The 26,457-nt window shown below is 49.3% G+C and carries 24 protein-coding genes and 1 pseudogene; 16 read left to right on the top strand and 9 right to left on the bottom strand.

Annotated elements, in window-relative coordinates; all coding sequences use genetic code 11:
• Nucleotides 1–120: 120 nt before the first annotated feature.
• A complete protein-coding gene (locus RDU59_11010; GenBank protein MDQ7839003.1) occupies nt 121–747 on the top strand; it encodes a hypothetical protein in 627 nt (208 codons plus the stop codon).
• Between the two features lie 11 nt (nt 748–758).
• On the opposite strand, the gene RDU59_11005 is transcribed toward RDU59_11010, so the two are convergent.
• Both RDU59_11005 and fabL read right to left on the bottom strand, forming a co-directional pair.
• On the bottom strand, nt 759–1,544 hold the full coding sequence (locus RDU59_11005; GenBank protein ID MDQ7839002.1) for a DUF3108 domain-containing protein: 786 nt from the start codon (nt 1,542–1,544) through the stop codon (nt 759–761).
• Between the two features lie 126 nt (nt 1,545–1,670).
• Nucleotides 1,671–2,423: an enoyl-[acyl-carrier-protein] reductase FabL gene (gene fabL / locus RDU59_11000; GenBank protein MDQ7839001.1), complete on the bottom strand. Its 753-nt coding sequence runs from the start codon at nt 2,421–2,423 to the stop codon at nt 1,671–1,673.
• Between the two features lie 418 nt (nt 2,424–2,841).
• Here fabL and RDU59_10995 point away from each other — a divergent pair, with 418 nt between their 5' ends.
• Nucleotides 2,842–4,275 (top strand): mannose-1-phosphate guanylyltransferase/mannose-6-phosphate isomerase, encoded by a 1,434-nt coding sequence (locus RDU59_10995; protein ID MDQ7839000.1) that lies wholly within the window; start codon nt 2,842–2,844, stop codon nt 4,273–4,275.
• Nucleotides 4,276–4,284: 9 nt separating this feature from the next.
• On the opposite strand, the gene pgsA is transcribed toward RDU59_10995, so the two are convergent.
• The 5 genes from pgsA to RDU59_10970 all read right to left on the bottom strand — a co-directional run bounded on the left by pgsA (nt 4,285) and on the right by RDU59_10970 (nt 8,013).
• Entirely contained in the window at nt 4,285–4,824 is a 540-nt protein-coding gene (gene pgsA, locus RDU59_10990) for a CDP-diacylglycerol--glycerol-3-phosphate 3-phosphatidyltransferase (protein ID MDQ7838999.1), read from the bottom strand.
• Nucleotides 4,825–4,830: 6 nt separating this feature from the next.
• Nucleotides 4,831–5,664 carry a YihY/virulence factor BrkB family protein gene (locus tag RDU59_10985; GenBank protein ID MDQ7838998.1) on the bottom strand — a complete coding sequence of 278 codons (834 nt, stop codon included), beginning with the start codon at nt 5,662–5,664 and terminating at the stop codon, nt 4,831–4,833.
• Between the two features lie 212 nt (nt 5,665–5,876).
• Nucleotides 5,877–6,440: an elongation factor P gene (gene efp / locus RDU59_10980; GenBank protein MDQ7838997.1), complete on the bottom strand. Its 564-nt coding sequence runs from the start codon at nt 6,438–6,440 to the stop codon at nt 5,877–5,879.
• 8 nt (nt 6,441–6,448) lie between these two features.
• A complete protein-coding gene (locus RDU59_10975; GenBank protein ID MDQ7838996.1) occupies nt 6,449–6,781 on the bottom strand; it encodes a septum formation initiator family protein in 333 nt (110 codons plus the stop codon).
• Nucleotides 6,782–6,783: 2 nt separating this feature from the next.
• Nucleotides 6,784–8,013, bottom strand: a complete 1,230-nt coding sequence (locus RDU59_10970; protein ID MDQ7838995.1) for an NAD(P)/FAD-dependent oxidoreductase — start codon at nt 8,011–8,013, stop codon at nt 6,784–6,786.
• 209 nt (nt 8,014–8,222) lie between these two features.
• Here RDU59_10970 and RDU59_10965 point away from each other — a divergent pair, with 209 nt between their 5' ends.
• Nucleotides 8,223–9,080 carry an HDOD domain-containing protein gene (locus tag RDU59_10965; GenBank protein MDQ7838994.1) on the top strand — a complete coding sequence of 286 codons (858 nt, stop codon included), beginning with the start codon at nt 8,223–8,225 and terminating at the stop codon, nt 9,078–9,080.
• Complete coding sequence (locus tag RDU59_10960; protein MDQ7838993.1) at nt 9,080–10,906, top strand: ATP-binding protein; 1,827 nt, start codon at nt 9,080–9,082, stop codon at nt 10,904–10,906. Before RDU59_10965 ends, RDU59_10960 begins: the two co-directional genes overlap by 1 nt.
• A gap of 169 nt (nt 10,907–11,075) precedes the next feature.
• Here RDU59_10960 and RDU59_10955 read toward each other — a convergent pair whose 3' ends face one another.
• Entirely contained in the window at nt 11,076–11,222 is a 147-nt protein-coding gene (locus RDU59_10955; protein MDQ7838992.1) for a hypothetical protein, read from the bottom strand.
• Between the two features lie 453 nt (nt 11,223–11,675).
• Between RDU59_10955 and RDU59_10950 the strand changes: the two genes are divergently transcribed.
• The 8 genes and pseudogenes from RDU59_10950 to RDU59_10915 all read left to right on the top strand — a co-directional run bounded on the left by RDU59_10950 (nt 11,676) and on the right by RDU59_10915 (nt 18,128).
• Nucleotides 11,676–11,984, top strand: coding sequence for a type II toxin-antitoxin system RelE/ParE family toxin (locus RDU59_10950; protein MDQ7838991.1), 309 nt, complete (start codon nt 11,676–11,678; stop codon nt 11,982–11,984).
• Nucleotides 11,981–12,175 carry a hypothetical protein gene (locus RDU59_10945; GenBank protein MDQ7838990.1) on the top strand — a complete coding sequence of 65 codons (195 nt, stop codon included), beginning with the start codon at nt 11,981–11,983 and terminating at the stop codon, nt 12,173–12,175. Before RDU59_10950 ends, RDU59_10945 begins: the two co-directional genes overlap by 4 nt.
• 234 nt (nt 12,176–12,409) lie before the next feature.
• Nucleotides 12,410–12,732: pseudogene (locus RDU59_10940) on the top strand (cupin domain-containing protein).
• A gap of 456 nt (nt 12,733–13,188) precedes the next feature.
• Complete coding sequence (hisC, locus tag RDU59_10935) at nt 13,189–14,289, top strand: histidinol-phosphate transaminase (GenBank protein MDQ7838989.1); 1,101 nt, start codon at nt 13,189–13,191, stop codon at nt 14,287–14,289.
• On the top strand, nt 14,282–15,007 hold the full coding sequence (gene cmk, locus RDU59_10930; protein MDQ7838988.1) for a (d)CMP kinase: 726 nt from the start codon (nt 14,282–14,284) through the stop codon (nt 15,005–15,007). The genes hisC and cmk overlap by 8 nt, the downstream gene beginning before the upstream one ends.
• A 108-nt stretch (nt 15,008–15,115) precedes the next feature.
• Nucleotides 15,116–16,891, top strand: coding sequence for a 30S ribosomal protein S1 (locus RDU59_10925; GenBank protein ID MDQ7838987.1), 1,776 nt, complete (start codon nt 15,116–15,118; stop codon nt 16,889–16,891).
• Nucleotides 16,892–16,907: 16 nt separating this feature from the next.
• Nucleotides 16,908–17,798 carry a signal peptide peptidase SppA gene (gene sppA / locus RDU59_10920; GenBank protein ID MDQ7838986.1) on the top strand — a complete coding sequence of 297 codons (891 nt, stop codon included), beginning with the start codon at nt 16,908–16,910 and terminating at the stop codon, nt 17,796–17,798.
• Nucleotides 17,799–17,849: 51 nt separating this feature from the next.
• The gene (locus RDU59_10915) at nt 17,850–18,128 is read left to right on the top strand and encodes an HU family DNA-binding protein (GenBank protein ID MDQ7838985.1); all 279 of its coding nucleotides are present in this window, start codon (nt 17,850–17,852) and stop codon (nt 18,126–18,128) included.
• Here the strand turns inward: RDU59_10915 and RDU59_10910 are convergent.
• Complete coding sequence (locus RDU59_10910; protein MDQ7838984.1) at nt 18,117–18,728, bottom strand: L-threonylcarbamoyladenylate synthase; 612 nt, start codon at nt 18,726–18,728, stop codon at nt 18,117–18,119. The two genes, RDU59_10915 and RDU59_10910, sit on opposite strands and share 12 nt — an antisense overlap.
• Nucleotides 18,729–18,805: 77 nt before the next feature.
• Here RDU59_10910 and RDU59_10905 point away from each other — a divergent pair, with 77 nt between their 5' ends.
• The 4 genes from RDU59_10905 to dnaE all read left to right on the top strand — a co-directional run bounded on the left by RDU59_10905 (nt 18,806) and on the right by dnaE (nt 26,456).
• Nucleotides 18,806–19,771, top strand: a complete 966-nt coding sequence (locus tag RDU59_10905; GenBank protein ID MDQ7838983.1) for a hypothetical protein — start codon at nt 18,806–18,808, stop codon at nt 19,769–19,771.
• On the top strand, nt 19,756–21,219 hold the full coding sequence (guaB, locus tag RDU59_10900) for an IMP dehydrogenase (protein MDQ7838982.1): 1,464 nt from the start codon (nt 19,756–19,758) through the stop codon (nt 21,217–21,219). The genes RDU59_10905 and guaB overlap by 16 nt, the downstream gene beginning before the upstream one ends.
• Nucleotides 21,220–21,393: 174 nt before the next feature.
• On the top strand, nt 21,394–22,956 hold the full coding sequence (guaA, locus tag RDU59_10895; protein MDQ7838981.1) for a glutamine-hydrolyzing GMP synthase: 1,563 nt from the start codon (nt 21,394–21,396) through the stop codon (nt 22,954–22,956).
• Nucleotides 22,957–22,973: 17 nt separating this feature from the next.
• Entirely contained in the window at nt 22,974–26,456 is a 3,483-nt protein-coding gene (gene dnaE, locus RDU59_10890; GenBank protein MDQ7838980.1) for a DNA polymerase III subunit alpha, read from the top strand.
• Nucleotide 26,457: the final 1 nt, after the last annotated feature.

The raw sequence follows: 26,457 nt of genomic DNA, 5'->3' as shown, positions 1-26,457 counted from the left end.
GTGGTTTCTTTTTAGGGATAGAGCCTTAATTTGTAATCCCCTGAATGAACCTGACCGATACGTTATAATAAAGCGCTAAGAACCCGCCAAGTCCCACTTTGATGTACACGGAGGTGTAGCATGGAAGGCCGGCAGAAAGATATCGAGGTGAAGGCAACGGTAACTGAGTTTTTCTATGAACGGGTCAAAAGCGCCGTTCAGAAACAGAAAACATCCCTGTCTGAGACTTCAGAGTGGTATGCGGTAAATCTCCTCTCCCGATATGCCACCGCTTACGACTCAGACGTCAATGCCAGCGAGCATGACTTGGAAAAGACGCCGGTCTGTATCGTTTATCATGAGCTAATAAAACAGTCCCTGCCCCAAAGGATAAAAGGTTACAAGGCCATCGGTGACTTTACGCTGTTTACATCCGGTTTTTTTTCAGACAGCTTAATGCGTAAGCTATTTGATATAGACTACTATATAGCCTTTGGCATAAAATCTTACAATGCGCTCTCCCACATCTATGACTATGAATACTGGGATAAAAATAAGAGTGCATTGTTCGCGGAGTTGACCGACAAGTTCAAAATATTTATTGATATCTTTGCGGAAGTAAGGGACACGACTGAGATAGAGAATAATGGCGGGCTTCTAAGATTGTACGAAAGATGGATAAAAACTCAAAGTCACCGGGATGAGGGCCTGTTAAGGGCTCAGGGAATTATACCGAATCATAATGCTGACCTCAAAACAATCCATTAATAACTGCTCTTTTATTCCAGTATTTGCCAATCTGCCAATGTGGCCACCAATGATCCTATACGGATGGCCCCTTTTACCTTGACCGGGATGCGGCGTTTATCGTTGGTAAGCCAAACATAGACATCCCCCTTCCTTTGATACACCCCTTCGAAGAGCAGCTCTGGCTTTACTTTGATAGTGTCTACCTCTCCCAGCTTTGTCTGGAAGCGTTCCTTTTGGAGTACCTGCACCTGGACTGTATAGCTCTTTCTAGAGGCAAAAGTCTCTACAAAAACCGACTGTCCAATAGACATCGGCAGCGCCCTCATTATATAAAAAGACGATATCTCGTTATGCGCGGGCCTGGGGAGATCATAACTCACCTGGGCCTCGTCATCCTTTTCATATAGAACCTTCAGACCGGCCTGATCAAAAATCGCACGTTTAAGGCTTCTATAATTACCTTCTCTCTGCCGTATTACTATCCAGCGTGGAAGCATCTGCGGGCCGGAAACCTCGGTCACAAATCTGTCCTCCACCGGATAAAATAATGAAAAAAGCGGGGATGATTTAGCCACAGCAACTATACGCCGTTTATCGCCACCAATGTTATTGACTGTAAGGGTTATGTCCCCGGCCTTTATCCCAAACCATGTAAGGTCATAGACGATTCTTTCGTTTTTGGGGAAGGCTGTCTTGAGCAATGTCAGATCAGGAGAAGTAACATGAGGTTCAATTGCTGTATGGGCTACGAAATCAACAACAAATACAGATAGAATCGCTGCGAGAAGGACATATAAAAATTTTTGGCCGGCCATTATAAAGCCCTCTTCTCAATATTCGAGATGGCATCAAGTCCCGATATCAACAGCGTAACCAACATATAAGGGCATGGTTTACTGCCCCTTTTATATTTTATCGGTCTCTTTTCCCTTTTTCTTTACTCACGCCAGAATAGAGTAGCCGCCATCAACCACTATCGTCTGCCCGTGGATCATGGAGGCCAGATCACTGCAAAGCAAAAGCACTACGTTGGCCACATCTTCCGGCGTCGTCAGCCGGCCGGCAGGCGTGCGCTGCCGGGTATTATCGAGGATACTTTCCCGGGCAGGAAAGTGCTTTAAGGCCTCGGTATCCACGGCGCCGGCAGAGACCACGTTGGCATTGATACCCAGCGGGGCCAGCTCTACAGCCAGATGGCGCACCAGAGATTCCAGGGCGGCCTTGGAGGCCCCCACAGCAGCGTAATTCTCGATAGCCCGCACGGCCCCCAGGCTGGAAACGGCGATAATGCGCCCCCCGTTTTGCATTAACGGCATCGCGTGTTGTACCAGTGGGAGGAGGGCACGGGCGTTGATATTCATCGTCCACTGCCAGTGCTTTTCCGTAAGTTCAAGGGCCGGCTTGAGTACTCCTGAGGCCGCATTACTTATCAGTACATCCAGCCTTCCATACTCATTTTTAACCTGCTCGAATATGTCTTTGATGTCTTCATCGTCAGCCACATTAGCCTTGACGGTTAAACACCGCACCCCTCTGGAGCGGATAGATTTAGCGGTATTTTCCGCCTCCTGGCGATGGCGAAAATAGTTGACCACCAGATTAGCGCCATTTTCCGCCAAGCTAAGCGCAATAGCCTTGCCAATACCCCGGGAACTGCCTGTAACCAGTGCAACCTTACCTTGAAGATCCAGCATATCCTACCCCGCTAGCGTACAGATTAAAAATTTAGCTAGTGTTCATCCGGAAACTCCCGTTTCCAGATTCACGCTTTCAGCCATCAGCTCTCAGCAAAAAATCAAGACAAACAGCATCTTAAGCTGAACGCTGATAGCTGAGTGCTGATTGCCCCATCCGGAATTTTTTGGATTTTCGGATAGGAATCAGTTACTATACACCATCATGTGCCGCGCAGCAATTTAATGAAAAAGTTCACACGATTTGGTTTTTTCCAGGACAACGCCGCAGAGAAAAACAGACTCTCTGGAAGGTCCTAATCCTTGACCCTGCGCACATAGGAAGGAGAAGATAATAAAGCCGGTAAATTGACATAAATTCTAAAAACCTGTATATCTTAGCCATTCCTTACGAATTTGAATCACATAAACGCCAACTATGTCTGATGAGAATATTCAGAAAATATTGCAACCGGTAATCCTGGCCGGCGGGAGCGGATCGCGGCTCTGGCCTTTATCCCGCCAGATGTATCCCAAACAACTCTTAAATCTCGTGGGCAACCGCACTATGCTGCAGGATACGATCCTGCGGGCAGTGAATATCCCCGGAGCGGTAACGCCTATGGTCGTAGTGGGCAAGGAACAAAACTTTCTGGTTAAAGATCAGTGCGCCGAACTAAACCTTACGGGGAACCCTTATATTGTCCTGGAACCCCTTCCCCGCAGCACAGCGCCAGCCATAGCTGCGGCCGCCCTGCTCTCCCGAAATATCTCCGGCGATGACGCCGTACTGCTCGTCCTTCCAGCCGATCATCTTATCAAGAAGATACCGGCATTTCATGAGGCAGTGGCGCAGGCCGTGGATCTGGCCGTTAAGGGGGATTTAGTCACCTTTGGCATCATGGCCGACCGGCCGGAGACCGGCTACGGTTATATCAAAAAGGGAGAAGGCTTTAAGGTGAGCGCCTTTGTCGAAAAGCCGGATATGGCTGCGGCCGGGCGCTATGTAAAAGAAGGCAACTACTTCTGGAACAGCGGCATGTTCGCCTTCTTAATCGGCCGCTTCCTGGAAGAAATGGAAGAACATGCCCCCGACATCCTGCGCCAGGCAGAATTATCCGTGGCCCGGTCCAAGAATGACGACGGATTTATCCATCTGGACCTGGAGGCATTTAATGACTGCCGCTCTGAATCCATCGACTACGCCCTGATGGAAAGGTCAGACTGTGTTGCCGTCGTACCGGCGGATCTGGGTTGGAGCGACGTAGGCTCATGGGCGGCCCTGTACGAGGTCTTGAATAAGGACGCCCAGGGAAACGCCATCCATGGTGATGTGATCCTGAAAGGCGTGGCCAACAGTCTCATTCGTTCTGAAGGAAGGCTGGTAGCCGCCATAGGTCTGGAAAACATGCTTGTAGTCGAGACCCACGACGCAGTCCTGGTAGCGCCCCTGGACCGCTCACAGGAGGTCAGAAAGATAGTCCCGGAACTGAAGGCCGCAAATCGCCAGGAATATCTCCTGCACCAGACCGCCCACCGTCCCTGGGGGACTTACACGGTGCTTGAGGAACATCCCGGATTTAAAATCAAGCGTATTACCGTAAAGCCCGGGGCGCGGCTCTCGCTCCAGATGCACCACCACCGCTCCGAACACTGGATTGCAGTCCGAGGCACAGCCCGGGTGACCAGGGGCGAAGAGGTCTTTCTGCTGAGGGAAAACGAATCAACCTATATCCCGGCCGGGGAAAAACACAGGTTGGAAAACCCCGGCATCATAACCCTCGAACTAATAGAAGTGCAAAACGGCTCTTATCTGGGCGAAGACGACATCATCCGGTTCGACGATCAGTATGGCCGGCTGGCCAAAAGCTGATGCCATATATCATTTCTCATTCGCACGACTAAAAATCTTTACTCCAAAATAGATATAATGTAATCCGGACAACACGGTAAACACCGTGGTCAACCATACCAGGGTATCCCGCATCTGCCATATAACCGCCCAGAGATCCCTGCTCAAGATAACAAAAACAGTTATTATCTGTAAAAGGGTAGTGATCTTGCTTATTATGCTCGGTCTTATAGGCACCTCGGAACCACTGACAAATAACATAGCTATACCCAGGACTATAATTACGTCCCGGCTGACAATTATCACAGTCAGCCAGCTCGGCACAAGCTCCAGGGTGGCCAGGGTTATAAAAGTAGCAGACAGGAGCAGTTTGTCTGCTATGGGGTCCAGATAAGCGCCCAGAGCGGTTTTCTGTCTCAGGTAACGCGCCAGAAAGCCATCCAGGCCATCGCTCAAACCGGCGAGCGCAAAGACAGCCAGCGCCTTATTAAAAGAGGCGTCTAAAAGAAGTATGATTAATACGGGCGTTAGTAATATGCGTATGACCGTTATCAGGTTGGGCAGATTCATGGGGCTTTATCTTCGTATTTGGCTGCATTGGGCGACAATCGCGCCACAGAACAGGAGCACACACGCCGAATAGTAAAAGGCGAACAGTATTACGATGGCCGTCTTAAATGAACCGAATACAGTGCCGTATGTCTCGGTGGTCAGGGCGTATGAGATAAAGATGCGCATGGCCGTCTCCCACAGGACCGTGCCAAGCACACCGCCTAATAAGGCATACTTAAACGGCACCTTGGCCGCCGGAACGAATTTATAAAGGGCGGTAAATGAGACAATCACCAGTAAAATGGGCACCATGCGCCCTATGCCCATCTCTACCATTGACGGAGTCACGAAAGATCCTCCGACAATCTCCACCTGAAACTGGCTCATGGCCTTCAAGATAGTAATAATAACTACAGACCCAAAAAGGAGAGATCCCATAACGGGGATCATAATCAGAGAACAAAAAACCGAATGGATAAAATGACGCCCCTTGTGGGTCTCAAATATCTCACCAAAGGCCCTCTCCAGTGAATGAAAGATCAGGGTGGCCGTCCATAGGAGAAAGCCGAATCCGAACCATCCCAGCGAACTGCTATGAATGGTAATGTTTCTCAATTCTTCAAGGAAAAAGTCTGCCAGATACGGCCGGATCTGCTTTAAGAGCATGGTTACGCCGCGAACGAATTCCTCAGAGGCGCCCAAGACCACGCCAACTATATAAATCGCCAAAAAAAGAAACGGAAAGGCAGATAATACAGAATAAAATGAAACAGATGCGGCAAGATCAAAGCCGTCCTTCCTGAGGAAAGTCTTAACCGCGCCACACAATACATGCCATCCCGTACGAATTATGCCCATCAAATCGGCCTTTTTCCCAAGCTGTCAGTTTTCGGCAGTCTGCACTCAGCCCTAATCCCCCCTTGCCCCCCTTTGTTAAAGGGGGGATTTTGGGGGAATTCATCATCAGCTATCAGCTATCAGCTTTCGGCTTTGAGCTTTCAGTAGCCAGCGAAATGGGGAATCCTTTTATTTTTAGCTGAAAGTTGATTGCTGACGGCTGAGGGCTTATATTACTTCACCCGTTCTATATAGCTATGGCTGCGCGTATCGACCCTCACCTTATCACCTATATTGATAAAAAGCGGCACCTGTATGATCGCTCCGCTCTCTAAAACAGCCGGCTTACTGCCGCCGCTGGCCGTATCACCCCTTAGGCCCGGTTCGGTGTTGGTCACGGTCAAGGCTACAAAGGTCGGGAGATCCACACCAATAGGTTGGTCCTTATAGTAAAGCACCTTGACTACAATCCCGTCATGGAAAAAATCCCTGGTCTCGCCTAACTGCCCTGCTGTTAAAAAGGGCTGCTCATAGGTCTCATTGTCCATCATGTGATAATTATTTTCCTCATCCTTATATAAGAACTGCATCTCCCGTTCCTGCAGGTCCGGACGCCCTACCCGCTCTCCCGATCGGAAATTCTGGTCAACAACCCCTCCGGTCAGCATATTTCGCAACTTAGTCCGCACGAATGCGCCGCCTTTGCCTGGTTTGACATGCAAAAAATCTACAATCTCATAAGGTTTGCCTTCCCATTCGATTCTCAAGCCCTTTCGAAAGTCCGATGTCGAATACATTATCCCCTCTACCTCTTTCCTTCAGATTTTCTTTTCTTTTCCTCGAAACTATAAATAACCTCATTCGGTCTGACAAGCCCTAAGTCCCTGCGGGCGATCTCTTCCCTATAGCTGCGGTCTGTCTTGATGCGCCCTATTTTTTCACTTAGCTCTTTGTTTCGTTTTAACAATTCCTCGTTTACTTTTTGCAATTTCTTATTGTTCTCCTCCAGCTTCCGGAGATAAAAAATCCCCCTGGCGGAAAATAAAATATAGGCAAAAAAAAGCACCAGGCAGAATACCGCCAGGAACCAACAGAGCTTATTGCCCGTGATCCACTTCTGGTAGGATCTCTTCCGCATAGTTAACCCGCTATCTTATCCTTCAGACCTATTTTGCACTTTAGCATAGACAGCAGATCTGAGAAGCCTTCTCTGCCTGTCAACCCCTCAATAAAAAGACCTATCAATTCCCGGTGCTTTCCAATGAGACGAAAGTTTGCCCGGGGATGGCTGTAGAGCAGCCTGGCTACGCGCTCGGCCACCGCAAGTTGGGGATGGAGTTCTGTCCTTATCCGGCGCTCATAATTGCTTAAGGCCCGGAAATGATCTTTACTATGCTCAATAAGACAGGCGGCCAGGATGAGTCCGCTCCACAGGGCATAATAAATCCCTTCTCCGGTTAATGGATTAACCAGCCCGGCCGTATCACCGATCAGCGCCACGCGATTACTGACCACTTTCTTCTTGCGATTCTCGGCTGTAGAAAGGGGAATCCGGTAGCCGTTAATCGTCGCCGGCTTCTCTCCGGTTAAAAGTCCGTGACTGGCAAACAGGTTGGAAAACGCCTCCTTCAGTCTTTGCCCCGTGCCCCCGGAGTCAGCTATCCCCACCGAATATGAAGGGCGCCTGGGAAATATCCAGCCATACCCAAAATCAACCCATCCCACATCAATCCAGATACAACTTCCCGGTCGAGGATGCGCCGGGGCGTAGGACATCCTGCTTATACCTGTTTCCGCCTCCAGCGCAAGAGAGCTTGAATGTCCATATTCTTCTCCCAATCTCCTGGCCACGATGCCCTGTACCCCATCCGCCCCGACCAGAACCCGGCCGCGGTAACAACCCGTTTTGGTCTCAACCGATACGCCGTTCTCGCTCCCGGTTAATGAAATAGCCCCCTCTCCCTGGCGTACAGTAGCGCCGGCCTCGACCGCCTTTGCCGCCAGGAATTGATCGAACCTTTCCCGGCGGACAATATAGGCAAATGGCTCAGTTAACCTATATGCGATCTCGCCCTGCCCTTTGAAGGTAAAGGCCACTTCATTTATATGATGCTCAATCACCGGAGATATAGAAAAAGGCAGGATAGCATCTACCTTTCGGGACAGACAACCACCGCAGGTCTTGGGCCGTGGATGTACCCGCTTATCCAGGGCCAGAACAGACCACCCGGCCCGGGCCAAGGTATAGGCAGTGATGGCCCCCGCCGGCCCCAGACCCACCACGACACAGTCAAAAAGAGTCTCTCCCATGCGCTCCTGTACGACATTAAGTAACATAAAACTGTATATCTGACAATTACTTCTTGGCATCGGTCTTGTCATTTCCGCCCGCCCGCGGCGGATAAACTCCAGAGGGAATCCAAGGGCTTATGTGTTACAAAAGGGGGGATTTAGGCTTTTTAATTGCCGGAGTAATAAAATAGGAGATAAGGGGTTAACAATTCCCGGATTAGTTCCGATACGGTCTTATATAACTATCGCTTAGCTTGCAACAGTCGTATTAATCGTTTTAATCTCTCATGGAAAACAAAGACATCCGCTACATAATAAATAACCGGATAACGTCGCTGCCTACGCTGCCCACGGTTGTCGCCAATATCCTGACCCTGGTGCAAAAAAATTCCTCCTCGGCCCGGGATGTGGCCGCCTATATATCCCAGGATCAGGCCATATCTTCGGCTGTTTTAAAGATTGCCAACTCGGCCTACTACAATCTTTCAGGCAAGGTCGAGGCCATAGACCGGGCGGTGGTGGTCCTCGGCTTCGAAACCGTCAAAAATCTCGCACTCGGGACCAGTGTCTTTTCCAACTTAAAATCCGATGAGGAGAGCGTCTTCGATCGGGAGGGGTTCTGGATACATGCCATCGGAGTGGGCACGGCAGCAAATATGATCTCCAAAGAAATCTTGAAGTCCAATGATCCATCCTTCTTCGTCTCCGGCCTCTTCCATGACCTGGGCAAGATAATTTTTGACCGCTATCTAAACGACATGTATATACCCGTCGTAAGTCAGGCCAAAGAAGAAGGGAAGCCGCTCTATAATCTGGAAAACGAGGTGTTTGGCCTTAACCATGCGGACGTGGGCAGTATGCTCCTCACCCGCTGGAAAATTCCGTCGCTCATAATTAACCGCTTGAAATATCACCACAACCTGGAATCGTGCCCGGCCGAATATGCCATAGAGACAGCGGTAATCGTAACGGCCAACTATCTGTGTCATCTGAAAAATATGGGATTATCTCTGGTCCCGGAAATCAGCCTGAGCGAAACAGCCTTTAAGTCATTGCAAATTAAACCGGATCGCCTGGTTCAACTGGGCGAAAAATTAGAAGAGATGCGGGAAAAAATCAACAGCTTTGTGCAGTCCATGAAATAATGAAAAAGATGCAGGAAGTAGAATCTCTCAAGTTACAAAACGCACACCTCCAGCGGGCCCTCCAGGAGACTACCATAACCCTCCAGGAGAAGATCATCGAACTGTCCGTAATCAACCGGATAAGCGTCTGCCTGGAACATATCCACGCCCTCCAGTCGCTCTGTGAAAAGGTGGTAACCATTATCGCAGAAGAGACCGTGGCTGAAAACTGTTCTATTATGCTGTTGGATAACGAACAGTCCCGGCTTTATCTCCTGGCTGCCAATGACCAGATGGACAAAAGGTACCTTCTGGACAGTAACGCTATCGGGGACAAGGAAAAGCGACTCTACTCCTTCAGCGTGGGTGAAGGTGTGGCCGGCACGGCCCTTAAAGAAGGCAAAGCCATCTATGTCCCTGACACTGCCGCATCGGAATTATTTACGGAGGTAGATTCAAGCCGCATCAAAGTTCGGTCACTCCTGGCCATACCCCTGGTCGTCAACGAAAAGGCTATGGGAGTCATTAACCTAAGCCACCCGGATATAAATGCCTTCACAGACAACGACGTCAGAATCATGCAGATGGTGGCTAATTTTACCGCCGCAGTAATCAACAATGCCCTGCTGCATAATGAATTATCTCTAAAAAACAACTACCTGGAAAAGACACTGGAAGAACTCTCTGCGGCTCAAGCTGAGCTCCTCCAGGCCCAGAAAATGGAAAGTCTGGGCATAATGGCGGGCGGCATCGCCCATGACTTTAACAACATATTGGTAGGGATCCTGGGCTATGCCTCTCTCCTCAAGAACTTGGTGGCACAGGACGCCAAACTCCATAAATACGTTGACACCATTGAGACTTCAGCGTCGCGCGGCGCACAACTGACCCAGCAACTGCTGCTCTTTGCCCGGTCTAAAAAGACCGCCCTTGAGCCTGCAAACTTCAATACCATCATCAGGGAGGTCTTGGCCCTTTTCTCCACAGGCGTGGATAAAAAAATAACCATAGAAAAAAACCTGGCCCCGGATATAGGCATGGTGGATTGTGACAGCGGCCAGATGCATCAGGCCCTGTTAAATATCGTCATTAATGCCCGAGACGCCGTATCTGAAAACGGCAAAATAACCATAACCTCCGGCAATGTCTATGTAGAGGACACCTCTTCCCCGTCTTTGCAGGGCCTCGTCCCTGGAAACTACGTGCTCGTTTCCATAGCCGACAACGGCCAGGGAATGGACGAGGAGACCGTGGCGAAGATCTTCGATCCCTTCTTTACCACCAAAGAAAAGGGAAAGGGCACCGGACTCGGCCTTTCCATGGTCTATAACATAATAAAAAAGCATCGGGGAGCCATAGAGGTAACCAGTGAAATAGGAAAAGGCGCCACCTTTAAAATCTACCTGCCCTATTCTTCTGCGCAAAAGACGCCAGGCCGACCTCTAGAACCTTTAGAGGATAAATCTGATCATCCACAGGGCCATGAAACGGTTTTGCTTGTTGATGACGAAGAAGTGATAAGGGGATTTGCCTCTGAAATTCTGTCCGCGCATGGATATCAGGTCATAGCCTGCCGGAACGGCCGGGAGGCCTCAGAAATCTATGCCGCATCTCCGGGGAAGATTGACCTGGTTATCCTGGATCTCTTCATGCCGGTCATGGACGGGAAAGAAACGCTGGCTGCCCTCAAAAAGATTAATCCGCAGGCAAAGGTCGTCATCTCCAGCGGTTACGCTGAAACCAAGGAACTGAAGGGATTGGAAGGCGAGATATGCGCCTTTATCCACAAGCCATATAAGTCCGCCGAGTTATTAAAAAAGGTTCGAGAGGTCTTGGATAAGGAATGAACTTTTAGCACTCAGCTATCAGCATGAAGCCGGTCCACCGTTCACTGTTGACCGTTTACCGAAAGAAAATATCGGACAACGGTTAACGGATAACGGATAACAAACATGGTGACGGCTGATGGCTGAAGGCGTAAATCCGGAACGGTAGTTCCGGATGAACAATAATTCGTTATGATTCTCTGGATTTCTCTACGATCCTCTTAAGAAAATCATAAACGGGCGAAGCCAGTCCATAGATAACCACTCCGACCCAGCAGACACCAAGGAAGGTAAAGGTAACCAGGGTCAGAATCTGAACATAACCTAAGTCCTTCATAATGTTATATGGTTATCGGCACATCCCGGAAAAACTTAAATAAATGACCATGTTACCCGGCCTATAGAGGTTATAACCCCCTATTTTCACCTGAAAAGACCCCGGTATCCCCCTTTTCCAAAGGGGGACTTTAAATTCCCCCTTTAGCAAAGGGGTGTGAGGGGGGATTATTCTCATTGTTCCTTGTGCCTCCTTGAGACATGTGTGTTTCATATGGTAAGGCACGGCTATAGAAAACATTTGACAATTCCGATGCATATAGCGAAGATACGAGAGCCACAATAGAGATCGGCAACACATTTGTCAGGGGGGAATTTCTGGCATTCAGCCAGAGTAGAAATAGGCACCTTTGGAAAAATGAGGAACGTCCATAAATTTATAAGTTTCTTGTTGCCCGTAACGGCAGATAACAGCAGATTGGCGCGTCCACCCTTCAGGAAATTGAGGTAATAAATGAATTTTACTTATGATTTTGCGGAAATTAACGGCAAGTCGCCAATGATAGAATTCCTGGAGAGCCTGTCTCTCAAAGAACGTGCTAAAATATTTGCGTATATTGACAAACTGGTTGAGCTAAAGAGTGACGGGATATTTGAACTCAGGGTAAGTGTTGAGAATAGAATTTCCAGAAGCTTTTACTTCTATGAGTCAAAACGGCAGATTATTTTTACGCATGGTTTTGTAAAAAAGGAACAAAAAACGCCAAAAGGTGAGATAGAAAAGACAATATCGATCCGTAAAGCATTGAGAGGTGAAAAATGAATACCGCAAAAAAGTACTTTCAAAAACAGCTTTCTGTTCCTGAATTTAAACAGTCCTATATGGAAGAGAAAGTTAAACTGAACATTGAATATCAATTAGAAGAATTGAAGAAAGATATTCAGTCCTGTAAACCCAGTGAAGAAATTATTAAGAAAATTGATCGGATCGAGAAGTATGTTTTGTCTGCCTGACTTGCAAAGGCGCTTTTGTTTTTAAAGACTGCCTGCGCCGGACAGATAACAACAGCTCTGCGCAAAGGGCCTGACGGCAAACAAACAGTCTTCATGTTGGATTCCTCGACCGTGGCCTGGGAATCCGGGATGTCCATAAATTTCATAAATTATTTGGTAGCCTTGAACTATCGTTGTGCGAAATTGCCTGAAAAAATAATGGGGGTGAAAAGGATGGTGCATAATAAGGAACAAATGGGCATGGGAAGGCTTGTAGCGCAAGTGATAAGATTAACTGATTTGGCAGATTATCAAGAAGGCTCTGTGGTGAGCCGAACGATAATTGATAAAAAGACAGGTACAGTAACCTTTTTTGCCTTTGATGAGGGGCAAGGATTGAGTGAACATACTGCACCATTTGACGCTTTGGTTTATCTTCTCAAAGGTGAGGCAGAAATTGTCATCTCCGGCAAGCCTATTCGCTTAAAGGTGAGATGATTATAATGCCCGCCAATCAACCGCATGCTTTGAGAGCATTAAAGAATTTCAAGATGATTTTGACAATGATACGGTCTTGATATGAAAAACAGGACAGCAACTTCGCCTAATTCAGTGTAGCAAAGCACCCGCTTCCTTCCATCTCCGGCAAACTCGACAATCGCTCAATTTAGGTTATCTCCTTTCTTAAAATACCTGTCATGCGACATTTCTTTGCCGTTTTTAGACGACATCATGTGGCTGCAAGATGGCAAAAGCAGGTTGCTTTTTAAGGTGAGGTGGAGTATGAATATGCGTCTTATGTAAAGGACTTAAACGAAGGTTAAAGCCTGCGGCTACCAAAATTGATGAGCTCGTAAAAAGTAAAATTTTACCACAGAGATCGCTGAGAACGCCGAGATAACATATTGAATAGTTTACAGTTTTTCTCTGCGCGCTTTGCGTGCTCTGCGGTGAAAAGGCTTTTTTACGAATTGATCGAAATTACTACGTAACCGGTAGCCACCTGCCTCAGACGAACGAAGGAGATGGAGATCATGGCCAAGCCCTTGGTCGCAGATTATATCCAAAATCTGACCCCCTACCCGCCCGGCAAACCAATCGAAGAATTGGAAAGGGAATATGGTGTAAGAAACTCTATAAAACTGGCCTCAAACGAAAATGCCCTGGGCCCATCGCAAAAGGCGGTGGAGGCTATCAAAGCCGCCCTTGGCAAGTTGCACCGTTACCCGGATGGTAGTGGCTATTATCTGAAACAAGGCTTAAGCGAAAAACTCGGTCTTAGTACAGAAAACATCGTCCTCGGCAACGGCTCTAATGAACTGATCGAGCTGATTGTGCGCACCTTTCTTAACCCCGGCGACGAGGCCATCAGCAGCGATCCCACCTTCCTGGTCTATAGAAAAATGGTGCAGGCCGTAGGCGGCCGAAATATAGTCGTGCCGCTGAAGAAAGGCAGCCATGACCCGGCTGGGATAGCAAAAGCAGTCACCGCCGGGACAAAGGTAATATTTCTAGACAACCCCAATAATCCCATGGGGACTGTAGTGGCAAAAAAGGCCTTTGAACAATTTTTAAAAGACATCCCGCCGGGTGTGATCGTGGTGGCCGACGAGGCCTATTATGACTTTGTTACCACGGATAGCACCTTCTGCGGGCTAGATTACCTTGATTCCCCCTATCTGGTCATAACCTTAAGGACCTTCTCCAAGGCCTATGGTCTGGCCGGACTTCGTATCGGCTACGGGGTAATGAAAAAAGAACTCTCCGAATATATAAACCGCATCAGACAGCCTTTTAATGTCAATTCCCTGGCCCAGGTGGGCGCCCTGGCGGCGCTGAGTGATGAAGAACACCTGGCCGGAACAAAAAAAATGGTAGAAGAAGGTCTCAATTATCTAAGGGGTGAAGTCGGGCGCCTTGGTTACCGCTGTCTTCCCACCCAGACCAATTTTTTTCTTATAGACATAAAAACGGATGGCAAGGCGGTTTACGAAAAGCTCCTTCGCAAAGGGGTTATTGTAAGGCCCATGCATGCCTACAAATTGCCCGATTACATCCGCATAACCGTTGGCCTCCCGGCGGAAAATAAGCGATTTCTGGGCGCATTTAAAGAGGTCATGGAACCCCGTGGCTGATGATAGAATCCCGAAGGGGTTGCTCATAACTATAGACGGGCCGGCCGGTGCGGGTAAAAGCACTGTGAGTAAGAAATTAGCCGATATTCTGGGGTATGTGTATCTGGACACCGGCGCCTTATATAGGGCCTTAGCGCTTGCTGCCCAAAAAAATAATCTTAACCCCGATAAGGAAGAAGACCTGGAAAAGCTGTGCCGCAAGCCCGCCATCGCCCTGATCTATAACGGCGGCAAACTAACGGTTATCCTGGCCGGAGAGGATGTCAGTGAAGAAATCCGGTCCCCGGAGATCAGCATGCTTTCATCATATATCTCGGCCAAGCCGATGGTCAGAGAATCCTTGCTGGAGATGCAAAGGGACATCGGCAAAAGGGGCAGCGTAGTGGCGGAAGGAAGAGACATGGGAACCGTGGTCTTTCCCGATGCCGATGTCAAATTTTATCTGGACGCCTCACCGGAAGAAAGGGCCTCAAGAAGGCACAAAGAACTACTGCAAAAAGGCAATAACCTGGATTACGAACAGGTCTGTAAAGAGATGTTAAAAAGAGATGCTGACGACAGCAGCCGGGCCGTAGCCCCGTTAATACCCGCCCCGGATGCTATTTTTGTAGATAGTACAGGCAAAAGCATAGATGAGGTAATTGTCTTTATGCTGGCCAAGACAGAAGAAAAGACCGCTCTCACGGCTTGCCTGCGAGCTGCGCACAAGCAGGTTTAGCTTCTCCCCGCTTTTTAGATATTAAATCCGTGAAACAGGTTGAACTTTCCGCCTCAGTTTGTTATATACTACACAATAGTTATTGAAAATAGGGAGAATTGTTGATTAATGGACATAAAAGACCACACCACAACGGAAGAAATATCAAAAACAGACCTGCTTAAGTCCGACAGCGAAGAGAATAAACAGGACACGGCCCACCGCAGGCAGGAGGCCGCCGAATCGCTGGAATTTAATAAACTTTATGAAGAGAGCCTGAAGACGATCCAGAACGGTGAGATTCTTCATGGCAAGATTATAAGTATTAACAGAGACTATGTGGTGGTTGACGTAGGCTGTAAGTCAGAGGGTCAGGTGCCTATTGAAGAATTCACAGGCGAAGATGGTCAGGTGCAGGCCTCTGTCGGAGAAACAATAGATGTTTACCTGGAAAGGCGAGGCCGGGAGGATGGCTTATCCTTACTGTCTAAAAAACGGGCCGATAGAATCAAGTCCTGGGATACCATCGAGCAAAACTTCAGCGAGGGTTCCAGTATAGAAGGCAAGATAGTGGGGAAGGTTAAGGGCGGCTTTAATGTAGATATCGGCATCAATGCATTTTTGCCCGCATCTCAAGCCGATCTACGGCCGATCAAGGACGCGGAAAGTCTCATCGGCAATAAATATCGTTTCAGGATATTAAAAATAAACAGAGACCGCTCTAACGTCATTCTCTCACGGCGGGCCCTTTTAAACGAAGAAAGAAAGGCATTGAAAAACAAAACGCTTTCTACAATTGCGGAAGGACAAACGGTAGAAGGAAAGGTCAAAAATATCACTGACTACGGCATATTTGTCGATCTGGGAGGCATTGATGGCCTTTTACATATAACCGATATGTCCTGGGGGAGAGTAGAGCATCCCTCCGGTGTATATAGACCCGGCGACGCCATAAAGGCAAAAATCCTGAGCGTTGACCGGGGTAACGAAAAGATTTCGCTGGGATTAAAACAGCTAATCTCTGATCCATGGGAATCAGTTACAGATAAATATCCGCCCGGTGCACGGGTTCAGGGAAGGGTAGTCAGCCTCGCCGAATACGGCGCCTTCGTTGAGTTGGAAGAAGGTGTGGAGGGCTTGGTACACATTTCAGAGATGTCGTGGAACAAGAAGATTCGCCATCCGCATCAAGTGCTGTCCATGGGCGACACTGTTGAGGTAATGGTCCTGAATACGGATGCCACGGCCAAACGCATTTCTCTGGGGTTAAAGCAGGTGAAACCTAACCCCTGGGACGTTATAGCAGAAAAATATCCGGTAGGAACGGTAATTGAAGGGAAGATCAAGAACATTACGGACTTCGGGATATTTATCGGTATAGAGGAAGAGATCGACGGCCTGATACATATCTCTGACCTTTCCTGGACGAAAAAGATTAAACATCCGGCCGAACTCTACAAAAAGGGGCAGCTTATTAAGGCCATTGTCCTGGGTATAGACAGCGAACATAAAAAATTCTCCCTCGGAGTCAAGCAATTGCAGCCCGATCCCTGGAGCAAGGTCTCCAGCGTCTATCCCGCAGGAACCAGGGTAACCGGCGCTATAACAAACATCACGGACTTCGGTATCTTTATCCAGTTGGAAGAAGGCATCGAAGGGTTGGTGCATGCATCGGAAGTCAGCCGGGATAAATCGAAGGATATACGTGAACTTTACAAGACGGGTGATATGGTTACTGCCCAGGTGATAAATATCTCACCGGAAAAAAAGAAGATTGGTTTATCCATAAAAAAACTGGAAATAGAAGAAGAGAAATCTTCAGCTAATGGCTATCTCGCCAAGGATGAAAACGCTACATCTACTCTGGGAGATCTTTTAAAAAGAGAACTCGCCAATAACCATTAATAAAACGCCATAAGACATGAAAAAGCATCCGATCTTATTCGGGTTAGCCATTCTGGCCTCTATTTTTTTCGGACTCATTGTTATTGTCTTTATATTTGCCTGGGTCGGCGACCAAGGGCGGCTATTAGCGCCGGGCGAAAAAATTGGCATAGTTGAAATAAACGGGTTAATCACAGACTCTAAAGAAACCATCCAGGGCCTTTCGGCCTTACGTAAAAACCCGCAGATTAAGGCCATTGTTGTCCGTATCGACAGTCCGGGCGGCATAGTGGGCGCTTCTCAGGAAATATATACTGAGGTAAAAAGGGCCGGCCAGGTAAAACCGGTGGTCGCCTCCTGCGGCTCCATAGCTGCCTCCGGCGGCTATTATATAGCGGTAGGGGCAAATAAGATCATAGCCAATCCCGGGACGATAACCGGCAGCATCGGTGTTATTATGAAGTTTGCCAACGCAGAGGAACTATTACGTAAAATCGGCCTGAAAGTAAGCTCTTTAAAAAGCGGCGAATTAAAGGACGCAGGCTCCCCAACCCGGGAAATGACGGCCAAAGAAAAGGCCATGGTTCAGGGAGTCATAGATGATGTACAATCCCAGTTTGTAGAAGTTGTGGCCAGCGGACGCAAAATGCCTCAAGAAAAAATCCGGGAAATAGCCGATGGCCGGATTTTCTCCGGTAAACAGGCCATGGAGCTGGGCCTGATTGACAAACTCGGGAATATGGAAGAGGCCATAGCAGCGGCCGGACAGATGGCGGGCCTCAAAGAAGAGCCCGAAGTGATATACCCCAAGAAAAAAGGAATATCCTTCTGGGAACTTATCCTGGACACCACCTTTAGGGAGGGCGTTCTAGAGGGGCTTTTCTACATTCCCTACAAACTTTCTTTCGAGGCCGGATTAGGAAGTTAGGGGTTCTCCCCCATTGGAATAATGAAACATTGGAATGACGAGGTGTATCTTATGGTTAAAAGCGATCTAATAAATCAACTAAGCGAACGGTTCCCTAAATATTACAAAAAAGATATACAGGTCATAGTGGATACCATTTTTGAAACCATGCAAAAATCTCTATCTCAAGGTAGGCGTGTAGAAATAAGAGGTTTTGGCACTTTTAATCCCCGGATGAGGAAATCACGCCTAAGTAAAAATCCAAAGACCGGGGCGGCAATGGAATTAAAGGCCAGGAGAACAGTCCTCTTCAAGATGGGTAGAGAACTTAAAAAGTCCTTAGCTAAATAGACTGATACCTCCCTTTCCTGCGCGTATTATTTCCGGGCTGTCATCAATAAGCGAAACTACTGTAGAAGGCTCGGGATACAGTATTCCCCCATCAACAACCAGGTTCAAAGAAGACCCTAATTTCTCTTCTATCTCTTCGGGGTCCCCGGTCATTATCTGAGAATCTCCTACAGCAGCGCTGGTGCTGACAATAGGATGCCCCAATGCCCGTACTATAGCCAGACAAACGGTATGGTCAGGAACCCTGATCCCAACCGTTCTGCGGCGGGTAAGCATCAATTTTGGCACCAGGCTGGACCCCTCCAGGATAAATGTATAGGGCCCGGGCAGCAGCTTTCTCATAATCTTATAGGCAAAGTTGGAAACGTGGGCATATTCGCTGATATTCTTAAGGTCGGCGCAGATAAAACTAAAGGGCTTATGCCTTGGCCTATGTTTTATCTGGTAAATCTTCTCTATAGCCTTTTTATTAAAAATATCACAACCTATCCCATATACAGTATCAGTCGGATAAGCAATAATCCCGCCGGAACGAAGTACCTCTACTGTTCGATTAATCAATCTGGGTTGGGGATTGACAGTATTAACGGAAATAATCAAAAGGTATCGCCTCCCTTTCCTTTTGTCTGTGAATATAGTAATATATAAAACCCAATGTCAAGCCTAGCCCTGTCTCCATGATGCAACAAAATTTAGCCTCTATAGACGTCGGCACAAACACCTTACGTCTCTGGATTGGTAAAATCAAAGACAAAAAAATCCTCACCCTTCATACGGACAGAGCCAACGTCAGGTTAGGAGAAGGTCTCAAACAGCAGGGTGTTATAAACGAGAAAGCTGTAGCCAGGGCTGCGCCGATTCTGGTGCGTTTTAGGGAGGCAATGGAAAGGCGCTCAGTCGATGACCTCCGGGCCATAGGAACCAGTGTCTTTCGCAAGGCCGGTAATGGGGGAGAAACCATACAACGGCTCTATAATCAAACAGGCGTCCCTATCGATATAATATCCGGTGAAGAAGAGGCCAGTCTCTCTGTAAAGGGTATCTTATGGAATTTCCCGCAATCCTGTAATCGGGCTGTGGTCGTGGATGCAGGCGGCGGCAGGACGGAACTCATTATAGTCAGAGATTACAGAATCGAAGCCGTTCATAGCATTGACCTGGGGGCGGTATATCTCACCGAGACCTGTTTTGAGCATGATCCCCCGCTGGAAAAGGAGATAGAGGGTCTCAGGGCTTGTGTGGCCGAACAATTAGGCAAGGTCACAATGCTCGCGCCGTTTAAAGATATTATATGTGAAGGAGGATACAGGCTGGTTGGCACCGCGGGAACAGCGACCACCTTGGCCGCCATGGACCTGGCCCTCTGTGATTATATTTCTGAGCTGGTGCATGGGCATGTCCTGACCATAAACAAACTGCTTGCACTATTCGACCGGTTAGGGGTAAAAAAGGCCAGGGACAGATTAGTCCTGGCCGGCCTCGAACCAGGGAGAGAAGATATTATCCTGGCCGGATTAATAATATGGATAGGGATCCTGAAGGCCTTTTCCCTCCCGGAAATGACCGTCAGCCACAACGGTATCCTGGAGGGAATAGCCATAGATCTGTGGGAAAGGAATAAACAAAAATGTTACACGAAATAAAAGAAGCTTATACCTTTGACGACCTGTTGCTGGTACCCCAGAATTCATCAGTTTTACCCAAGGATGTGGATACGGCTACCCGGTTGACACGCAACATTAAGCTCAGTATCCCCCTGATCAGCGCCGCTATGGATACTGTAACCGAGGCCCATACAGCCATCAGCATGGCCCGGGAAGGCGGATTGGGAATCATACACAAGAACATGCCGATCGAAAGCCAGGTGCTGGAGGTGGAAAAGGTCAAGAAGTCTGAAAGCGGCATGATTGTTGATCCGGTGACCGTCAGCCCGGGACAGAAGATATACGAGGTATTGAACATCATGCAGCAATACCGCATCTCAGGCGTGCCGGTAGTCGAAGGGAAAAAGCTGGTCGGCATTGTCACTAACCGAGACCTTCGCTTTGAGACCAATCTGGATCAGGACGTGGAAAAAGTAATGACCAAGGAGGACCTGGTAACCGCTCCGGTAGGAATAAGCCTGGAAGAATCAAAGGTTCTTCTGCATAAGAAGCGTATTGAAAAACTATTAGTGGTTGATGATGAAGGAAATCTGAAGGGCCTGATCACCATAAAAGATATTGAAAAAATAATAAAATATCCCATGGCCTGCAAGGATAGCCTGGGTCGGCTCAGAGTAGGCGCGGCCGTGGGCGTGGGTCCGGGACGGATTGAACACGTAAATGCCTTGGTGGAGGCCGGGGTTGACGTTATAGTTATTGATTCTGCCCATGGAGACTCAGAAAACGTCGTCAAGGCGATAAAAGATATCAGAAAGCATTTTTCCGGGCTGGAACTTGTCGCCGGTAATGTAGCCACCGCGGAAGGCGCTGAACGATTAATTAAGGCCGGGATAACCGGCGTAAAGGTGGGGGTCGGCCCCGGCTCCATCTGTACGACACGCATCGTCGCCGGCATCGGAATACCACAAATGACGGCTATACACAACTGTGCGCTGGTATGCAATAAGTATGACATACCGGTCATTGCGGACGGCGGCATCAAGTTTTCCGGGGATGTAACCAAGGCCATAGGCGCCGGGGCCCATTCTGTGATGATAGGAAGCCTTTTTGCCGGCACGGAAGAAAGCCCGGGTGAAACCGTGCTCTATCAGGGGCGGACCTACAAGGTCTATCGGGGCATGGGATCGTTAGAGGCCATGAAAAAAGGAAGTAAGGATCGCTACTTCCAGGAAAATATCGAACAGTTGTCCAAGCTTGTGCCGGAGGGCATTGAAGGCCGGGTTCCCTACCGCGGTCCTTTGGCAGCCACGGTATATCAATTGATAGGCGGCCTGAGGGCGGGTATGGGTTATGTAGGCTGTAAAACCATAGAGGAACTCCGCCATAAAGCGACTTTCGTCAGGATTACCCCGGCCGGCCTGAGAGAAAGCCATGTCCACGACGTCATCATAACCAAAGAGGCCCCGAACTATAGGGTGGAGCAATAAAAATGCGTAACCGTTCACGGTTGACCGTTCACAGTTCACCGAAAAAACGTTTTTCAGGTTCTTACGGACAACAGCTAACTGATAACGGTAAACGGATACTTCTAGGTGCGACTAGGAGTCGCAGCAAGATGCCGCTCCTACAAGGAAAAGTGCAAAAACAAGGTCTATGCGATCATGAAAAATAATATTCACGCCGAAAAAATACTGATCCTGGATTTTGGTTCGCAATATACCCAGCTTATCGCCAGGCGCATCCGCGAAAACAAGGTTTATTGCGAGATGCACCCCTTTAACCTGTCGTTAGCCGCAATCCGCGCCTTCCAGCCGAAGGGTGTTATACTTTCCGGAGGACCGTCCTCGGTCTATGATAAGGGCGCCCCCATAAGCACACCGGAAATCTATGATCTTGGCGTACCGGTACTGGGCATCTGTTATGGTATGCAGCTTATGGCCCATCAATTCGGCGGAAAGGTGGCGCATGCCGCAAAGCGGGAATACGGCCATGCCGATCTCTTCATCGACGACGCCAGAGACCTGTTTTACGGCCTGGAACCGGGTCTGGAGAAGACCCACCCGGTGTGGATGAGCCACGGGGACAAAGTTAACCGCCTCCCGGCCGGATTCGCGCCTGTCGCCCACACAGCGCACTCCTCTATTGCCGCCCTGCGGCACAGGGAAAGGCCTCTATTTGGGGTGCAATTCCATCCCGAGGTGGCGCACACCTCCATCGGAAATCATATCCTGAAAAACTTCATAATCCGCATCTGTAAGATCAAACCGCGCTGGACCATGAAGTCCTTCATTGAGACCACGGTGGAGGCCATTAGAGAAAAGGTCGGCCCGGATCGGGTTATTTGCGGCCTCAGCGGCGGTGTGGACTCTTCAGTGGTAGCCGTGCTCATACATAAGGCCATCGGCCCGCAGCTTACCTGTATCTTCGTAAATAACGGGATGCTCCGGAAGGGCGAGCCGGAAAGCGTCCGCAATCTCTTCACGCGGCATTATAATATTAAACTCGCCGATGTGGACGCCTCGGGGTATTTCCTTAAACAACTGAAAGGGGTCGTTGATCCTGAGGTCAAGAGGCGTATCATAGGTCACGGCTTCATACATATCTTCGAGAAGGAGGCCCGGCGCATAGGTAAGGTCAAGTACCTGGCCCAGGGCACCCTGTACCCGGATGTTATTGAAAGCGTCTCCTTTAAAGGCCCTTCCGCCGTAATCAAGACCCACCATAATGTGGGCGGCCTGCCGGAAATCATGAAGCTTGAACTCATTGAACCCCTCCGGGAACTATTCAAGGATGAAGTGCGCAAGGTCGGCCTGGAGCTGGGCATGCCAAAAGATATCGTCTATCGACAGCCGTTTCCCGGACCGGGGCTGGCCATCCGTATCCTTGGGGAGGTAACCGCAGAAAGGCTGGCTATCCTGCGGGAAGCCGATGCCATCGTCCTCGGAGAGGTAAAAAAGGCCGGTCTATACCGAAAGGTATGGCAGTCCTTTGCTGTCCTCTTACCTATCAAGACGGTGGGAGTTATGGGCGACCAGAGGACGTATGAGCATGTCATAGCCCTTCGGGTGGTGGACAGCCTCGATGCCATGACCGCTGATTGGAGCAAGATACCCTACAACCTGCTCAGCGCCATATCCAATCGCATCATTAATGAGGTAAAGGGCGTAAACCGCGTAGTTTATGACATCTCTTCCAAGCCGCCCAGCACTATAGAATGGGAATAGGATAGTACTACCGTATCATGGAACGTGCCAATTTTATCCATCTGCATGTCCATACCGAATACAGCCTCCTGGACGGCGCCATCCGCCTCAGGGATCTATTCCGCACGGCCAAAGAATACCGCATGCCGGCCATAGCCATGACCGACCACGGCAACATGTTCGGCGCCGTTGATTTCTATCAGATGGCCCGGCAAAACGATATAAAACCCATCATCGGCTGCGAGGTCTATGTAGCGCCCAGAAACCGTTCGGATAAAACCCCGCGGGGAAACGAAGAGACCGCCTTTCACCTGGTCCTCCTGGCCCAGAACCAGGAGGGATACAAAAACCTCTGCCGGCTGGTAACCGCCGCATACTTCGAGGGCTTTTACTACAAGCCGCGCGTCGATAAAGAACTCCTGGAAAGATATAATGCCGGGCTTATCGCCATGAGCTCCTGCCTGCATGGCGAGATCCCTTTTGCCCTCCTTCACGAAGGCGAAAAGGCCGCCCTGGAAAAAACCGCTGCATACGCCCGCATCTTTCCGGATCGCTTTTACTTAGAACTCCAGGAAAATGGCATTGCCGAGCAGAAGACGGTTAACAGCGGCCTCAAGGTGATCGCCGATCGCCTCTCCCTGCCTCTGGTAGCCACCAATGACTGCCACTATCTGCGCCGGGAAGACGCCCGCGTTCATGATGTCCTCCTCTGTGTGCAGACCGGAAAGACCGTCGGGGATCAGAACAGGATGAGATTCTCTACCGACCAGCTTTACCTGCGTTCACCGGCCGAGATGGAGTCGCTTTTTTCCGATACCCCGGAGGCCTTACAAAATACGGTAGAAATCGCCCGGCGTTGTAATCTGGAGCTCGAACTGGGGGAATATCATTTCCCCGTCTATCCTGTGCCGGAGGGAGAAACGCTCGACAGTAAACTGGCAGAGGAAGCCAAGGAGGGGCTTAACGAACGGCTTGAGGCCATGACCCGGAAGGAAGGGCCGGATGAAAAAAAGGAAAGGGGTTACCGGGAGAGACTGGCCTACGAACTGGACGTTATCCGGCAGATGGGCTTTTCCGGTTATTTTCTCATCGTATCCGATTTTATCAACTACGCCAAAAAGAAGGGCGTCCCGGTCGGTCCGGGACGCGGTTCGGCCGCCGGCAGCCTGGTGGCCTATGCCTTGCGCATCACGGACATTGACCCGTTGCCTTATGACCTCCTCTTTGAGCGCTTTCTGAACCTCGAAAGGCGCAGCATGCCGGATATTGATGTCGATTTCTGCAAGGATAGAAGGGAAGAAGTCCTGGAATACATATCGCAAAAATATGGAGGTAAGGACTATACGGCCCAGATTATAACCTTTGGTAAGATGCAGGCCCGGGCCGTGATACGGGATGTGGGGCGGGCCATGAGCATACCTTACGGCGAGGTGGACCGGATAGCCAAGCTGATCCCCAATCAACTGAATATAAGACTGGAAGAGGCCCTGGGAAAAGAGCCTCGGCTCAGGGAATTGGCGGAACAAGACCCCAGGGTGAAAGACTTGATTACGGTCTCCATGGCCCTGGAGGGATTACCGCGGCACGCCTCTACCCACGCTGCGGGCGTGGTCATTTCAGATAGACCCATAGTGGAATATCTGCCGCTGTATCGGGGTCCCAAGGGTGAAGTGCTCACCCAGTATCACATGAAGGCCGTGGATAAGATCGGCCTGGTTAAATTTGATCTCCTGGGTCTGAAAAACCTGACTATCATCCGTCATGCCCAGGAATTGATTCGAAAAGAATATAACGAGGCGCTGGATTTCGAGCAAATACCCCTGGATGATCAAAAGGCCTATGAACTGCTTTCCCGCGGAGACACAACCGGCGTCTTCCAGCTTGAAAGCGCTGGGATGAAAGAATTGCTTATCAAGATGAAACCCCAGACCTTTACCGACCTCATCGCCTCCGTGGCCCTCTACCGCCCGGGCCCGCTGGAAAGCGGCATGGTCGATGACTTCGTAAAGGGCAAACACGGCCAGATTGAGGTAAGCTATCCCGTACCCCAGTTGGAAGAGATACTCAAAGAGACTTACGGGGTGATCGTCTATCAGGAACAGGTCATGCAGATCGCCGGCACCTTGGCCAATTACTCCATGGGTGACGCCGATGTACTCCGTGCGGCTATGGGAAAGAAGATACCCGAAATAATGGCCGCGCAAAGGGAAAAGTTCGTCACCGGCGCCACAAAAAACAGCGTCCCCAGGAAAAAGGCGGAAAAGCTGTTTGACCTCATGGAAAAATTCGGCGGTTATGGCTTCAATAAATCCCATAGCACGGCTTACGCCCTTATCGCTTACCAGACCGCCTATCTCAAGGCCCATTATCCCCTGCCCTTTATGGCCGCCCTGCTTACCAGCGACATGGACTCCACGGATAACGTGGTTAAACATATAGCAGAGTGTCGTGAGCATGGGATTGAGATCCTGCCGCCGGACATCAATGAAAGCGACAGCGACTTCAGTGTGGTTAAAGGAAAGATTCGCTTTGGTCTGGCCGCCGTAAAGAATGTGGGGATGGGAGCCATTGACTCCATAATCGCCGCCCGGACCCAGGAAGGCCCGTTTACCTCTCTGGAAAACTTCTGCCTCAGGGTTGACCTGCGGCGGGTCAACCGCCGGGTGACGGAAAGCCTGATAAAGGCCGGGGCCTTTGATTATATGGGCGCCAGGCGTGCCCAGCTTTTTGCTGTCCTGGATGATGAGATAGGCCTGGCCCAAAGCAGGCAGCGTCAAAAGGAATCCAGTCAAATGTCTATATTCAGCGAAAAGACCCTTTCGGATACCGGTTCATCCATCACCCTGCCTATCATGGAAGAGTGGCCTCGAGACCAGTTGCTAAATTTTGAGAAGGAGGCGCTGGGTCTCTACATAAGTGAGCACCCCCTCAACGGATATACCCAGGAGATGGAAAAGTTGGTTACGGCCAATACTGTTCAGGTCGCTGCCCTCCCGGAGGGTAAGGAAGTTACACTGGCGGGCCTGGTCAGGAGCATAAAAGAGATAAGCACCAGAAAGGGTGAACGGATGGCCTTCCTTTCTCTGGAAGACCTCCAGGGTGTGGTTGAAATAGTAGTTTTTGCGGATAGTTACCGCGACTGCCAGGATCTGCTTAAAAGCGATAAGCCCTTACTGGTAAAAGGTAAGATCGCCGGTGATGAAAGAGGGTCTAAGATAATAGCGTCTGAGATTCTCGGTCTCAGCCAGGCGCTGGAAAAAAGTGTCGCCGCATTGGATGTGCGGCTTTCCCTGGTGGGATTAACGCCGGAAAAGATCATAGGATTAAAGAATATAGTCGAGGGGCATAAGGGCCATTGCCCGTTGTTTCTCCATTTTAATCTCCCCGGCAAGGGCGAAGTGACCATAAGTCTCCCATCCGCGCTTAAGGTCGCTCCTTCTGCCGGGTTTATAAAGGAGATCGAGGCCTTTTTGGGCTATCCAGCCGTTCAAAACTCCCATGTTAACGGTGCATCCAGCTAGT

This window comes from Thermodesulfobacteriota bacterium (assembly GCA_031082315.1).
GTDB lineage: Bacteria > Desulfobacterota > QYQD01 > QYQD01 > QYQD01 > QYQD01.
Note: the sequence above shows the minus strand (reverse complement) of the source record. Positions and strands in the feature narration are given on the sequence as shown.